Source organism: Nocardia brasiliensis ATCC 700358 (assembly GCF_000250675.2).
Taxonomy (GTDB): Bacteria; Actinomycetota; Actinomycetes; order Mycobacteriales; family Mycobacteriaceae; genus Nocardia; species Nocardia brasiliensis_B.
Window position 1 is genome coordinate 6,503,411 of the sequence record NC_018681.1, and the last position, 13,438, is coordinate 6,516,848.

13 protein-coding genes are annotated in these 13,438 nt (G+C 69.6%); 1 reads left to right on the forward strand and 12 read right to left on the reverse strand.

The window, feature by feature from the left end; genetic code table 11:
* Positions 1-110: 110 nt before the first annotated feature.
* Positions 111-659 (forward strand): hypothetical protein, encoded by a 549-nt coding sequence (locus O3I_RS28710; protein ID WP_014986516.1) that lies wholly within the window; start codon positions 111-113, stop codon positions 657-659.
* A gap of 60 nt (positions 660-719) precedes the next feature.
* Here O3I_RS28710 and O3I_RS28715 read toward each other — a convergent pair whose 3' ends face one another.
* From O3I_RS28715 to O3I_RS28770, 12 genes are all read right to left on the reverse strand, one after another.
* The gene (locus tag O3I_RS28715) at positions 720-1,106 is read right to left on the reverse strand and encodes a DUF4913 domain-containing protein (RefSeq protein WP_226887260.1); all 387 of its coding nucleotides are present in this window, start codon (positions 1,104-1,106) and stop codon (positions 720-722) included.
* A gap of 215 nt (positions 1,107-1,321) precedes the next feature.
* Complete coding sequence (locus tag O3I_RS28720) at positions 1,322-3,157, reverse strand: type IV secretory system conjugative DNA transfer family protein (RefSeq protein ID WP_014986518.1); 1,836 nt, start codon at positions 3,155-3,157, stop codon at positions 1,322-1,324.
* A 61-nt stretch (positions 3,158-3,218) separates the two neighbouring features.
* Positions 3,219-3,746 carry a hypothetical protein gene (locus O3I_RS28725; protein WP_141691747.1) on the reverse strand — a complete coding sequence of 176 codons (528 nt, stop codon included), beginning with the start codon at positions 3,744-3,746 and terminating at the stop codon, positions 3,219-3,221.
* 83 nt (positions 3,747-3,829) lie between these two features.
* Positions 3,830-5,512, reverse strand: a complete 1,683-nt coding sequence (locus tag O3I_RS28730; RefSeq protein ID WP_014986520.1) for a peptidoglycan DD-metalloendopeptidase family protein — start codon at positions 5,510-5,512, stop codon at positions 3,830-3,832.
* Positions 5,513-5,636: 124 nt separating this feature from the next.
* Complete coding sequence (locus O3I_RS28735; protein ID WP_014986521.1) at positions 5,637-5,945, reverse strand: transposase; 309 nt, start codon at positions 5,943-5,945, stop codon at positions 5,637-5,639.
* Positions 5,946-5,997: 52 nt separating this feature from the next.
* Positions 5,998-8,352 (reverse strand): hypothetical protein, encoded by a 2,355-nt coding sequence (locus O3I_RS28740; RefSeq protein ID WP_014986522.1) that lies wholly within the window; start codon positions 8,350-8,352, stop codon positions 5,998-6,000.
* Between the two features lie 7 nt (positions 8,353-8,359).
* A complete protein-coding gene (locus O3I_RS28745) occupies positions 8,360-9,850 on the reverse strand; it encodes an SCO6880 family protein (RefSeq protein ID WP_041564502.1) in 1,491 nt (496 codons plus the stop codon).
* Between the two features lie 2 nt (positions 9,851-9,852).
* Positions 9,853-11,325, reverse strand: a complete 1,473-nt coding sequence (locus O3I_RS28750) for a hypothetical protein (RefSeq protein WP_014986524.1) — start codon at positions 11,323-11,325, stop codon at positions 9,853-9,855.
* Between the two features lie 65 nt (positions 11,326-11,390).
* Positions 11,391-12,206: a hypothetical protein gene (locus O3I_RS28755; protein WP_014986525.1), complete on the reverse strand. Its 816-nt coding sequence runs from the start codon at positions 12,204-12,206 to the stop codon at positions 11,391-11,393.
* Positions 12,203-12,820 (reverse strand): hypothetical protein, encoded by a 618-nt coding sequence (locus O3I_RS28760; RefSeq protein ID WP_014986526.1) that lies wholly within the window; start codon positions 12,818-12,820, stop codon positions 12,203-12,205. Before O3I_RS28760 ends, O3I_RS28755 begins: the two co-directional genes overlap by 4 nt.
* Complete coding sequence (locus O3I_RS28765) at positions 12,817-13,101, reverse strand: hypothetical protein (RefSeq protein ID WP_014986527.1); 285 nt, start codon at positions 13,099-13,101, stop codon at positions 12,817-12,819. Before O3I_RS28765 ends, O3I_RS28760 begins: the two co-directional genes overlap by 4 nt.
* On the reverse strand, positions 13,101-13,397 hold the full coding sequence (locus O3I_RS28770; protein ID WP_014986528.1) for a hypothetical protein: 297 nt from the start codon (positions 13,395-13,397) through the stop codon (positions 13,101-13,103). The genes O3I_RS28765 and O3I_RS28770 overlap by 1 nt, the downstream gene beginning before the upstream one ends.
* Positions 13,398-13,438: the final 41 nt, after the last annotated feature.

Consider the following 13,438-nt stretch of genomic DNA (forward strand, 5'->3'; position numbering starts at 1 on the left):
GTCGAAGTTTGCAGCCGGGGCGTCGTCCGACGGACTACAGTTCGCGTGGCGGTGTCCGAGACGAAGCACCACAACATCCATAGTGATCACTGCAGCATCGGGGAGCAGCCATGTCCGAGGAACTGGACGACATCGGCCGCGAGACAGCGGCCATGATGAGGACAATGTTGCAGCTTGCGACCCTGGTCGCGCTGCGGACCCGCGAGCGTGGTCAAAAAGAAGCCGAAGCGCGCGTGAAGGTCACCGAGGCCCGCATGAAAGAGGCCCGGGAGATGCAGGTCCGCGAGGCCCGGGATTCCAAGTCGAAGGATCCGCGCAACACCGAGCTCGCTCGGATGATCGAGCGCCCGATCCCGGAACGTGGCGTGTCACTGGAGAAGGATCGTTTCTCCGCACAGGCCGAAGCCACCCGAATGGCTGCCACCGCCGCCGCGCACGCGAAGCCGGTGCTGCAGTACGACTCCCCCGAACGCCGCATGGCGATCGCCGCGCACCTCGCCAAGATGGGTGTCGCGCCGGAGCTGGCCGCGGTTCGGATGTTGATCGAAGTAGGCCAGGCGCAACCACCGATCGAGGCGGTCCGCACCCGCCCCGAGGAAGCGCCCGCCGTCACCCGGGCCAGGGAACAGGAATCCCGCGGCCTGGAACGCACCCGCTGAAACCAAAGCAAACGCCCGCTTATCAAGCGGGCGTTTGCTTTTGGTGCACGAACAGCTCGGCTACATCCGGAAGTCGCCGATGGTGGGATCACCGAACATCCCGTGCTGCGGCGACTTCAACGGCAGCGGGCTGAGCATGTCCTTGTGCCCGTTGCGCACGCTGCAGTACTTGAACGGTCCCTTGGGATCGAACAGTTTGGCCATGTGCGGGTCGGCGTGGTCGAGGAACCAGACACTCAAACCCGTTGCGCCGTCGAGCCGGAAGTGCTCCCAGGCGCGCCACATCGCGTCCAGACGAGCCACCGCCTCCGCGTGCTGCCACCACTCCGGGCACCACACGGTGTCGCTGAGATCGGTCACCTGTCGCCGGTACACCAGGCTCAGATAGTTCTCCACGAACTCGACGACGCTCGCATAGATCATGGGTTGCTGCTGCTGTTCCGTCACGACTGCGCCTCGCTGACGCTCGGCTCCGTCGCGACGGCGCGTGCTGTGCCCATGGTTCGCTCGCTCCGCTCCCTCACGCCTGCGCCTCGCTGACACTCGGCTCCGTCGCGACGGCGCGTGCTGTGCCCATGGTTCGCTCGCTCCGCTCCCTCACGCCTGCGCCTCGCTGACACTCAGCTCCCATGCTGTGCCCAAGGCTCGCTCGCTGCGCTGCCTCACAGTGGCCTGACCTCCTCGACCTGTCCGTATTCCGGCGGCGTGCTGCTCTTGCTCAATGAAGGCTTGCCCGGCATCAGGTCACCGATCTCCGTCTTGCGCTGCGGATCATGGTGCGAGATGGACTCCTTCACTTCGGCAGCGTACTCGCCCTCCCACCACGGAACCGTGCGAACCAGTACCGGCGGCGCGCCGGACGGGAACACGATCACGCGACCGCGCGGCAACTGCGCCAAACCTTGCACGCTGAACGTCTTCGACGAGCCGAGCGAACGCGAATAGCTTTTGCCGCCTTTGGATTCCGAGACCGACGAGGACACGACCTCGTAGTCGCCGATCGCCTCGGATCGCTCCCGCAGGAATGCGGTGTCGTCTACCCCGCTACCGAGCACTTTGATGTTCGCGGCGGCCCAGAGCGCGTTCATGCCTGGCTCGCCCCAGCAGCGCACGCCCTGCGCCCAGGATTGCAGCACGGTCATCACGACGATGCCGCGGGAACCGAAGTGGCTGTACTGCTTGGGCAGATCCTTCCAGCGCACCACGTTCGCGGCCTCGTCCAGCACGGCCAGCAGCGGGATCGGCAGCCGCCCGCCGCGCGACTGCGAGGCGGTCCGCATCGCCACGTCGATGACGGCCTCGGTGAGCGCGCTGACCAGCGGGGCGGCCGAGCCGCGACCCTCCAGCGAGAGGCTGTAGAGCGTGCCGTTGTCGCGGATGAACGCGAGCTCGTCGAACTGGATCCGGTCGCCGCCGCGGGTGATCCAGGGGTGCACGTTCGACAGCTTCAGGCAGCGGATCATCTTCTTCGCAGTGCCGAAAATGCCACTGCGCGTACGGGCGTCGGCGTTGTACTGCGACGACAGACCGGAGGCCGTGTAGTGGTGCCTGGCGGCGCGCAGCAGCTCGATCGGCTCGGTGTCCTGCGGGTTGGTCACCCATTCCCAGACCTGCACGATCGGCCTGCTGCCGTTGCGGTCACCGACCGCCGCGGCCAGGAACAGACCGGCCAGTAGATCTTCGGCTTCGGGATCGAAGAAGGCGTCGGTCTTGGCGTCGGAACCGTCGTCACCGTCGGCGAAGTGCCCGGCCAGCCGCGCCGCGCGCATCTCGCAGCCTTCGCGCCGCGCGTCCACCCAGGACAGCGGATCCCAGAACCAGCTCGGCTCCTCGCCCGCGACACCCTGCGGGTCGAAGACGAAGGTGGGACTTCCCTTGGCTTCCCGCACATCCCGGGTCGCGTCCACCACGTCGCGCTTGTTCGAGGTGGCCAGCACGGGGCCGATCGCGGTGAGGATGGCCGGGATCACCCGCGAGGTCGACTTGCCCTGGCGCGGACCCCAGATGTCCAGGTGCAGATCCTCGTAGGAGCCGTAGAGCATCTGGTTGTCGGCGATGCCGATGCCGATCGGCACACCGGGGATGTCCTGCGAACCCAGTCGCACCTCGAGCTGCTTGGCCTTCTCGCGTACGCCCGCCTCGGTGAGATGCGCGATGGCGCCGCCCTGCCCCATGTGGTCGGCCTTGTCGTCGACCGGGAGCTTGCCGATCGTCTTGCGCTTCTTCATCCGCTTCTTGATCAGCACGTAGGCCAGCGCCGACGCCGCGACCAGCAGCACGATCACGGTGGACGCGCGCGGCCAGACCAGCTTGCCGCGCACCAGGTCCGCGACGATGGCGATCGGGTTGATCGGAATCGACTGCGGCGTCACCGCCATCGCGTTGCCGAGATGCAGCGCCACCCACAAGGTGCCGAGGACCGCGAACCCGGCGTACAGCGCGATCATGGTGGTGTCCGGCCCGACCGCGGCCGGATCCTTCACCGGCTTCTTCGCCATGTCTGCCTCCTGTTGTCCTCTACCGGCTCTGTGGGTGGATCTGTGCGAAAGGTCGTGCTGCTCAGCGGAACGCGTCGAGCCGCCAGCCGTCCGGGGTCTGCACGACGGTCGCGATGACCGTCGCGGGCGGCAGCTGCTCCTTGCGCCCGTTCGGGTAGACGACCGTCTGCTCGATCCCGATCTTGAACTGCTGGACGTTCGGATCGCCGCCGGCCGGCGGCTTCTCCCCGGAGGCGAAGGTGAACGCGTCGACGCGCGCCTTCGCCGTGGCCCAGTCCGACCACTGCAACGTCGTCTTCGGCGTCTCCAGCCCGGTCGGCGAGCTGTCCAGCATGCGGATCAGGCTGGGGCCCAGCCATTTCCGCGCACGGGTGAGCGAGGCGCCCTGTGCCTCGGTGGCGGGCTGCCAGGTGTAGATCTCGCGCAGCGCGGCCACCGCGACCCCGTCGGGCGTGACCGGATCGGGGGCGGGCACCCCCTCCAGCAACCGGGTCGTGGACGTGGCCGGGTGCGCCCCACCGGATCCCGCGTCGTCCCGGTCCCCCGTGCCGCAGGCGGCACTCAGCATCGCGACGCTCACCACCAGCATCACCACCAGTTTCGTGCGTACCGCTGTATCTTTCCAGGCTAACCGCAAGGACCGACACTGCGTCAGTGCATCACCGGCGTGTTTCACAGGACCCTCCTCGCCCTGCTGTCACCGGGCACCGGCACCTCCGTGACGCCGCCGCCCGCACCGGGCACGGACTGGATCATCCGGCCGTTGCCGGAGTAGATGCCGACCTGGGCAGGGCCGCGCGGACCGAACGAGCTGAACACCAGATCGCCCTCCTGAATCTTGCTCATCGACACCTCCGCACCTGCCTCCCATTGCTGTTCGGCGGTGCGCGGCAGGGTGACGGAGCCGGACGAGGCCGCGAACACCGCGGCCGCGGTCAGGCCGGGACCGTCGAGGCCGCCGCCGCTCGGACCCTGCGGGCCGCCGCCGCCCCACACGTACGGCGTGCCGAGCCAGTCGTGCGCGGCCTCGACGATCTGACTGCCGCCGCCGCCCTGTTGCGGGTCGAACCGGCCGAGCGCGCCGGGGGCGCGGTACTGCGCCTCCATCGCGAGGATGTTCGCCACGTACGGCTGGGTCTCGGAGTAGTGCGCCGCCACTTGATTCGGCATGCCGCCGGAGGCGAGCACCGCGCCCTCACCCGCGTTGTAGGCGGCCAGGGTCAGCGCGGTGACATCGCCCTGCACCCGGCCCTCCGACTGCCACTGCGTGATCTTGTGCGCGATGGCGCACATATAGCGGCCCTGGCCGATGATCGCGTCTCCGTCGTCCCACACGCTGGCCGTGCCGTTGCCGTCGGCGTCGATCACATACGGTTGGCCGTCATCGGGATTCACGCTCGCCGCGGTACTCGGCAGGAACTGGGCCAGGCCCTGCGCGCCCGCCGGGGACGTCGCCCCGCGGCGGAAACCGGACTCCTGCCTACCCTGCGCGGCGAGCAGCGACGGCGTGATCTGCGGGCAGATCGAACCCGCACGGCGATACCAGATCTCGAGTTCCGGCGGCACCTTGCCCGCGGCGAGCGCGCCGCCCGCGGTGCCGAATCCGCGGTTGCAGCGCGGATCGCTGGAATAGGCCAGCGCCCCACCGACATCCGGCGTCGGTGCGCCGTCCAGCCAAGGCAGCGGGTCGATCTGGCGACCGCCGGTGAAACGTCCGCCCGGGACGATCTCGAAATGCAGGTGCGGGCCGCTGGATTCCCCCGCGGAACCGACCTGGGCGATCGGCTGACCCGCGGTCACGGTGTCGCCCACCCGCACGTGCACCCCGGAATCCCACATGTGGCCGTACACCGCCGAGTACGCGCGGCCGTTGGTGTCCACCGAGTCGACGACCACCCAGTTGCCGAAACCCGAAGCGGGACCGGCGGCGACGACCCGGCCGTCGGCGACCGAGTAGATCGTGGTGCCGTCGGAGGCGGCGAGGTCGATGCCCTTGTGCGTGCCGCCGCGCGCGCCGAAGGTGTCCGAGACCGTGAAGGTGCCCGCGGCCAGCGGCAGCGTGCGCCGGATCGGACCGGCGCCCGCGGCCAGCGACGGCGTCGCCGTGACGGTCGGGTTCGCCGAGGTCCCCGACGCCGCGCCCGCGGCCGGATTCGCCTGCGTCGCAGACGGTCTGCCGCTCGCCCTGGCATCACCCGGCGCGTAGCCGCCCAGCGGTGGCAGCGACGATTGCGAGCCGAGCACCGAGGCGCCCTCGCACGGATCGTCGACCGCGGGCATCACGATGACGAGCACGATCACCATGAGGCCGAGGACCGCGCCGAGCGCGCCCCACAGGAGCCCCCGTCCGCTCACCGCGGCCTCGCCGCACCCGGCTCCGCGGCCGGGGATACCCGCACACGCCGATATGACCGGAGGTGCCCTTGCGCCCGGCACGCGGGGGGAAAGGCAGCTTCGGTCGCATCGGCGGGTACGGGGCTCACTGGCCGCGCCGGGATTCGTTGAGGGTGTCGGCGAGTGTGCGGTTCATCTCGGCCGCTGCCGCCAATTGTTGTTGCAGCAGCGCCACTTTCCGGCGCAGCGCGGACGCGTCCAGGCGCTCCAGGCCCGGCCCCTCGGCCGCGCGTACCCAGTTGCGCACCGAATTGGTGTGCACGCCGATCTGTTCGGCGACCACGCGGCAGGCCTCGGACTCGCTGCGCAGCTTGCCGGTGAGCGCGACGACCTGCTGGACAGCGGCCTGGCGCACCTCCGGCGAGACCCGGCGGTAGGAGCGGTGCGGCATCATCCGGCACACCTCCCCGCGCGGTGGACGATCGGTAAGTCGCGTCTGGCATCTCTCATGCGGCACTCCCGCCCTGTGAATCCGTGCCTCGGGCAGTCGATTCGGTGAACTCGCTGAAACGCTGGTTGGTGTCGTGGATTCCGCTCTCCTTCTCCGAGAGCGTGAACTCCATGTGGAACGGGATGCCCGGCCGGCGATCTTCACCGATCTTCAGCAGGAACTTGCCCGTACCCGGCGGCGAGGGCCGCTGCTGGCCCGGCTTGAGCGCCTCGCCGGTCAACGCCTGCGGCGCGGACCAGCCGGTCACCATCTGCTCCTCGGCGGAGGTGAACGGCACGATGCTGTCCAGGCGCTTGACCTCTTCGGCGGGTAGCGCGCCGAAGATCTTGGCGCGCGCGCGTTCCAGGAAGCCGAGCGCCTTGGCGATGGCCGATTCCGAGCCGAGCGCCTGCAGGTCCTTGATGGTGTGGCTGATCATGATCAGCGAGGTGGCGATGCCACGCTGCAGACGGGTCAGCTCGTCGACGCGGTCGACCATGAAGTCGCCCAGGCCGAGCACCTGCCACAGCTCGTCCATCACCACCTGGAAGTAGCGTTGCGGCCCGAGATCGGCGTCGGAGAGCACGTGCGCCGCCTCCACCGAGGCGAACCCGTCGGCCCAACACGCCAGCATCACAGCCGCTTTGAGCTTCTTGTCGCCGGTCGGGATGTGCGAGACGTCGATGCAGACCGCGACGGCGCTGGTGTCGATCGGCACCGAGGTCTGCCCGTTGAAGACCGCGCCGAACGGGCCCTGGGTGAGCGCGCGCAGCGAGCGGCGCAGGTTCTTGATCGCGTTCGAGTACTCCTCGGCGTCGTCGGCGCCCGCGTCGAGCATCAGCTCCTCACCGCCCGCGACGATCACCTCCAGCAGGTTCTCCATGATCGGCGGCTGGTCCGGCGTGTAACCGCTGCCCGGCTGGTAGAGGATGCGCAGCGCGGTGGCGATCAGCGTTTCCTCGTAGTCGCGCACCCTGGCCCCGCGCACCAGTTCGACCAAACCGGCGATGAGCGTCACCTGACGAGCCCGCATGTCCTGCAATACCTGCAGTTGCAGGGCGGGGTGGTCGTCCAGGCGCGGCACCACGGCGCCGAGCACACCGGCGGCCAGCGGATTCAACTTGCCGTGGCCGTAGCCGAGGTCGATCACCTGACCGCCGACCAGTTCCACCATCTTGCGGTAGTCCGGTTTGACGTCGGCCAGGATGAGCGGCGTGATGCCCTGGGCGATGCCGCCCAGCACGATCCGGCGCACCAGCGACGACTTGCCGAAACCGTTGAGCCCCAGCACGAACAGGCTCGGCGCGGTGATGAAGCTGCCGCGCATGAACCAGTTCATCGGGTCGAAGCAGACCGGCGCGCCGGTGTGCAGGTGCGAACCGAGCGGGGTGCCGATCAGCGGCGCACCGGCGCCGACCGACCACGGCCACAATCCCGCGACCTGCGCTGTGGTGGCCCGGTATTCGACCGGGCGGCCGACCACGTTCATCCGGCCGCCGCCCTCGCCGGCGTAGCCGCGATCGGTGAGTTGCGCGGTGCTGCGGTCGAATCCGTCCTCGAACACCTGCTCCGCGCGGGCGGCGTAGTTGCGCCTGCGGATGTCGTCGGTGCGAATCCGGAACTGCGCGAAGGCCGCCCGCAGGCCGGTCTGCTCGCGCACGATCATCTCGAGCCGGGTCCGGGTCGCCTCGTCGAGCAGCGGTGGGCCGGAGTTCTTGCGGCGGTCCGCCTTGGCCTTGGCGCGCAGCGCGGCCTTGTCCATCACCGGCGTGCCCATGGCCCGGTCGGCGGTGTAGTCGGTCTTGTTGGCCCGCTGCGCGTTTCGCGCGGCCCGGGAGCCGTTGCGGTCCTGCACGGTGCGTTCCGGGCGCGGGGTGCGCCCCGTCCGCTGCCCGCGCGGTTCGGACTGGCGTTCGCCGCGCGGTTCCGGCCGGACCGGTCGCTCGCCCCGGGACGCGCCCTCGCGGGCGCGCGCCGCCCGGGCCGCGTCGCCGCGCGCCCGATCCGAACTGCGCTCGCCGCGGCCGTTCTCGGCCCGGGACCGTTCTGCGCGGGCGCCGTCCGCCCGAGCGTCGGCCGCCCGGGCGTCGGCCCGCGCCCGACGCTCGGCCGCCTCCCGCGCGCGCTCCCGCTCGGACATCTCGTCGAGCCCGGTCCGGTCGTCGCTCACGCGCGCCGCGCCCCGGCCGAATCGCCGTGTCCGCTCCGGCATCTCCTCGATCCCGGAGCGTTCCCGCACGCGGGCGCCGTCGCGCCGGGCCGCGGCCGGGCGTTCGCCCCACTGGTCGTACTCGGTGTCGTCGCGCCGCCTGCCGCGCCGCGGCGCGGGCTCGTCCCGTTCCCGTACGGGTGGCTCGTAGTCCCGTGCCATGAATAACTCACCCCGCCAGTGCCTTCGGAATAGTCGCGTGTTCCGGCAGGATCACCCCGCAACCGAGCGAGGCCGCGAAGGCCGCCGCCTGGTAGCGGTAACACCGCCGAATCTTCAAGCGCGCCTGCGTCGACAGGTCGCGCGTGATGGCTTCGATCCGCGGCAGGTCGCCGCGCAGGGGCTCGGTGATGGTCACCAGCGCCCCGAAGCGGGTCACACCGTGACCCCGGGCTTGTTCCTCGCGGGCCTGCTGGGTGGCGCCCACCCGCAGGGTCGCCGCCGCGGACACGACACCGCGCTCGCTCTGCTGGGCCACCAGCGCGTTCTTGAAGTCGTCGTCGACGATCTCGGCGGCGTCGGCGGCCGAGTGCGGGCGGTAGACGATCGCGATGCGCTTGCGCGGCACTTCGGGATTCGGGGCGAGCAGCCGCTGCAGCACCCGCTCGTCCACCGCGCCCTCCGGGGCGGCGTCCATCTCCCAGGTCACCGACCGGCCGCCGTCGTGCACCAGGTGGTCCCACTTCTCGTCGTGCGACACCGGGCCCGCGTCGGCCCAGTCCAGGCCGTGACCGTGCGGCTCACTGGCGGCGACCTCGAGGTCGGCCTGCGAGGCCGGGTCGTAGCTGCGCCGGATGAACGAGATCACCTCGTCCGCCGACATCGGCTGCGCGCGCACCCCGGCCTCGGCCAGCGCCGCGCAGATACCGGGCAGGCGGCGGCCGATCTCGACCGCCTCCTCGGCGGGATTCTTCCGGCGCTCGGCGGTGGTGGCCTTGAACGTGATCGCCACACGCGGCAGCAACTGCACCCGCTCCTGCGGCAGCTCGGTGGCCAGCTCGTACATCACCTGCTGGGCCAGCTCCGGCGCCTCCGGCCGGGTGATCGTGGAAACCTCGGTGAGCAAACGGTTTCCGGTCTCCGGCACGGTGTCGATGACCGGCACCACCGCGACGATGTCGCTGGTCTGGCCGACCGAGGCGAGGAAGGTACCCCAGGCCGAGACCCAGCGATCGATCACCGGCTGGTCGACCGCCTCGTGCCCCTGCGGCCAGGCCCGCAGCACCACCGTGTACTGCGCGAACTGCGGCAGGTGGATCATGCCGAAGCTGTACCCGCCCGCGTCGATGCCCTCGTAGAGCTTCGACGGCGCGAGCAGGCCCGGCAGCCGGGTGACACCGCCGGGGATGCGGGAGAACCGGCCGCCGCGGTACACGTGCTCGCCACGCTTACGCGAGCGCATCCAGTTGAACATCATCAATCCCGTCTCGTAGCCCGAGCGGCCCCCCGTCCGCCACACCAGTGGAAGCATGATCACGACGCCCGAGCCGCCGACGATCAGACCCCATTTGAAACCGCCGACCATCGCGGTGATCAACGCCGTGATGACCACCGCGAAGCCGAGCACGGTCTCCTCCCAGCGCAGGCCGAAAAGGCCTGCGCTGCGGGGCTTCTGCCACAGCCCGTAGGAGCGACGCTCGTAGGTGTCGTTCGTCGTCATCGTCATCGCGGAATGGTGCTCCTCCCGAGGTCGGGCGAGCGATTCGCCCAACGATCACCGGTCATGTCGCCCATCGCCTGATCGGCTCGGTTCAGGCTGCTGGTCGCGGCGCGTGCCGCGCCGATCCGGCCCGCCGCCCGCGCCGCACCGGACGGTACTCCCGCCGAGCCCTGCGGCCCGGAGGCGCGCGGTGCGCCGCCGCCACCGGCGGGACCGCCACCGCGTGGCGGAGTCGGGCGTGGCGCGCCGCCCCCGCGGCCGCCCGCGCCACCGGGCGGACGCGGACCCGCGCCGCTGCCGCTGACGTACCCGGCATTGCCCGGCGCCGCGGTGCCCTTGACGCCAACGGCCTTGGTGCCCATGGCTCCCAGGCCCGCGACGGCCAGCAAGGTGCCGCCGGTCGCGGTGAGACCGGAACCACCGCTACCGACGATCGCGACCGCGGGCGTGACCAGTCGCATCAGCGCGGGCAGCACGAACGCGACGCTGCACAGCAGCACGATCGCGACCAGCATGCGTTGCGCCTGTTCACCATCCGGCAGGCCGTTGGTCGAGGTCAGCGAATCCACATGGCCCGCAGTGGTGAACGCGATCATGTAGACGATCGCGGCCACCGGTTTCCACAGCATGAATGCGATGATCCAGCCGATCAGCTTCTGGTACGACTGTTTTCCGACATTCATCCCGGAGGCGGCCGCGGCGAGTGGCAGCACACCGGCGGCAATGATCAGCAGACCCTGACGCACGATGGCCAGCACGATCTGCGCGAGCGCGCCGAGCAGGCCGACGATCGCGATGATCAACACCAGGCCCGGCGAAAACGCCTGCAACTTACTGGTTTTCACCATCAGCTCGGCCAGGTCCTTGGCGTTGCCGTTGGTCGAGTCGTTGATGATCCACTCGGAGAAGCGATCCGAGGCCTGGGTGCCCGCGACGATCACCGCGCCGAGCATCCAGGAACTGAACACCACCCGGGCGAACATCCGGAACGACTCGGCCGCCTCGTTCATCGTGGCCCCGCGTCTGGCCTCGGCGAGCCGGGCGCCGGACAGGATCACCGAGGCTATCAAGAGCAATATCTGAGCTTGATAGGTGTAATCGTTGATCTTGGTGAACAGCGAGCCGGAGTCGCTGGCCGCCTCGTTGGGCACCTTCATCCAGAAGGTCAACGCCAGGATGATGGCCTCGCCGAGGCCGTTCATCAGCGAGTCGACCACCTTGCCGAAGGTCGAATCCCAGGCCTTGTCCTTCACGGCGGTGGCGGCCTGGCCGGGATGCGAGGCGGCGTTGCCCGCCTTGCACGCGGCCGAGGCGGCATCACCGAGCGAGATGCCCGGCAGACCGACATTGTCGAGCGTGTCGTGGATTTCGTTGCACGTCTCGTCGAAGCCGTAGGTCTGTCCGTACGCGACCGTCGGCGTCGCGACCATCACCGTGAAGATGACCGCGAAAATCGTGAGTATTCGCCTCACCATTGTGTGCACCCCTCGCTGCTGCGCTGGTCGGCCGTCAAGTGTTTCCCGCGCCTTTCTCACCGTGCTCACCATTTCGTCCACCCGCCGAGCGATTCGACGTACTCGGTCTGCGGGGTGTTGGACGTCGAGGGCTTGAGCCGCCAGTCGCCGGCGTCCCAGACCATGACCAGGCGGACCGCCGCCCACAGTTGTTTGCCGTCCACCACCGGCCCGCGCGTGGCGAGCCGGACGATGGCCAGATCGTCGGCGTAGTCGTCCACCTTGAACGCATCCGAGGCGACGAAGTACTTGGTCACCTTCTCCGGCTGCTGCTCGGGCAGCTTGTCCGCCGCGAGCGCCCGGTCGTAGGCCGCGATCTGGGCCGCCGAGACCCGCACCTGCCGCACGTACAGGTCCCGGAAGGCCGGTCTCGCGTTGAGCCGGTAGGTGATCTGCGCCGCCGCCAGCACCGCGCCCTGCGGCGTGTGCGAATAGCCCACGGCCAGATTGTCTTCGATGCGCGTCGGCCCGTCGGAGGTGGAGAACGGCACCGACGCGCCGTAGACCCGCTGCCAGCCGTGCGGGGCGGTGGTGCCCTCGGGCGCCGCGGTCAGCCAGTCGCCGTCGTCCGGCTTGCGCTGGCGGGTCGGATCCTGCGGAAGTATCTGGCCCGCAGCGTTGTTCGGCACATCGACGCGCCTGCCGAGGATGTCGACCTCGGGGTTGCCGAAGCCCGAGCCGCCGGCCGATTCCGCGGCCGCGGGGCCGGTCGCCGCCGCGCCGCCGTCGTCGCGGCTGACATACACGATGATTCCCACGATCACGATGAGCGCCAGCACGGCGGCGGACGCGACGGCACCGAAGGAGACGCGATCGCGCGCGTACGACTCCTTCTCACTCATGACTGCGGTGCCTCCAATTTCACGGTGTCGGTGGGTAATACGTCGATCGGATCGATCGGTCTAGCCATGGTGCCCGGATCGGGCAGGCGTAAGCGCCAGTCCTGGCCGAACCATTCGACGGTGGTGTGGTTCACCGCCTTGGAACTGTCGGAGTATTCGGTGTGCACATCGACGGTGCTGCGTTCGTCGGTGTAACCGGTGATCTTGTAGCCCAGCACTCTCGGCGCGTATTCGGGTGCGGCCGGGCCGGTGATCGAGAGCTGGAACCGGTTGATCGCCCACTCGTCCTTGGCCGGGCCCGGAACGAGTTCGCGCGCCGCGACTTTCGCCCATTGGCTGTCGGCGGCCACCGCGAGCCGCACCGCGTGGGTGATCGCGGCGACGCCCGCACCGCGCGGCGAATGCTCGAAACCCGTTGCGGCGCCGTCGGCGACCGACTCGGGCCCCTGATCGGTATGCGGCAACGCCACGCCCTGGAACGGCTGCCAGCGCACGCCGGTGGGCGGCGCGGACAGGTCGGGTCCGGTCTGCTCGTCACCGCCACCGCAGCCCACCGTGGCGAGCAGCAGCGCGGCGCCGAAGGCCCCCGCCGTGGTCCCCCTGCGCTCGCTCACGTCGGCAGGAACGCCAAGGCGATCCCCGACGCTGTGCTGGCCACCGTCGCTCCGAGCAGACTCATCAGCACCCCGTGCGAGGCGTCGTTCATCGCCAGATCGCTGCGAAACGCGATCCACAGCCGACCCGCCGAGACGATCATCCACGCCAGGCACACCAGCAGGACGAACCAGAGCAGCCAGTTCAGCAGCTGCATCAGCGGTTGCAGCACCTCGGAGGGCATCTGCTTGTAGGCCAGCAGCTCGACTGCCGACGCGCGCACGGTTCCCATCGCGGACATCAGGTTCCGATGACGGCGTTCATGATGGTGCCCGCGCTGGTCGCGACGACGCCGCCGATCATGGCTCCCGCCACCATCTTCGGCGACTCCAGCCCGCCACCGGTCCACTTCTCCCACGCGAATTTGCCACCCGCGTAGGTGATTCCGCAGATGCCGGAGAGCAACACGAACCAGGTCAGGTAGCGCACCAGCTGCAGGATCTTCTCCGAGCCCGGAGGCGCCTCGGGGGTCGGATTACCGACCTGCGCAAGGACGGTGCCGTACGTCTCCTGCACGGCGAGGAGAATCGTGCTCATCGGGTGCCTTTCTCGAAAGTAGTTGGGTCGTCGCCGATTCC

Excerpts from the sequence above, each read along its gene's own strand:
- O3I_RS28725 (WP_141691747.1), bottom strand. The coding sequence starts at position 3,746 with ATGCTGGTGGTGAGCGTCGCGATGCTGAGTGCCGCCTGCGGCACGGGG.
- O3I_RS28755 (WP_014986525.1), bottom strand. The coding sequence starts at position 12,206 with ATGAGTGAGAAGGAGTCGTACGCGCGCGATCGCGTCTCCTTCGGTGCC.
- O3I_RS28750 (WP_014986524.1), bottom strand. The coding sequence starts at position 11,325 with ATGGTGAGGCGAATACTCACGATTTTCGCGGTCATCTTCACGGTGATG.
- O3I_RS28710 (WP_014986516.1), top strand. The coding sequence starts at position 111 with ATGTCCGAGGAACTGGACGACATCGGCCGCGAGACAGCGGCCATGATG.
- O3I_RS28745 (WP_041564502.1), bottom strand. The coding sequence starts at position 9,850 with ATGACGACGAACGACACCTACGAGCGTCGCTCCTACGGGCTGTGGCAG.
- O3I_RS28735 (WP_014986521.1), bottom strand. The coding sequence starts at position 5,945 with ATGATGCCGCACCGCTCCTACCGCCGGGTCTCGCCGGAGGTGCGCCAG.
- O3I_RS28770 (WP_014986528.1), bottom strand. The coding sequence starts at position 13,397 with ATGAGCACGATTCTCCTCGCCGTGCAGGAGACGTACGGCACCGTCCTT.
- O3I_RS28740 (WP_014986522.1), bottom strand. The coding sequence starts at position 8,352 with ATGGCACGGGACTACGAGCCACCCGTACGGGAACGGGACGAGCCCGCG.
- O3I_RS28765 (WP_014986527.1), bottom strand. The coding sequence starts at position 13,101 with ATGTCCGCGATGGGAACCGTGCGCGCGTCGGCAGTCGAGCTGCTGGCC.
- O3I_RS28720 (WP_014986518.1), bottom strand. The coding sequence starts at position 3,157 with ATGGCGAAGAAGCCGGTGAAGGATCCGGCCGCGGTCGGGCCGGACACC.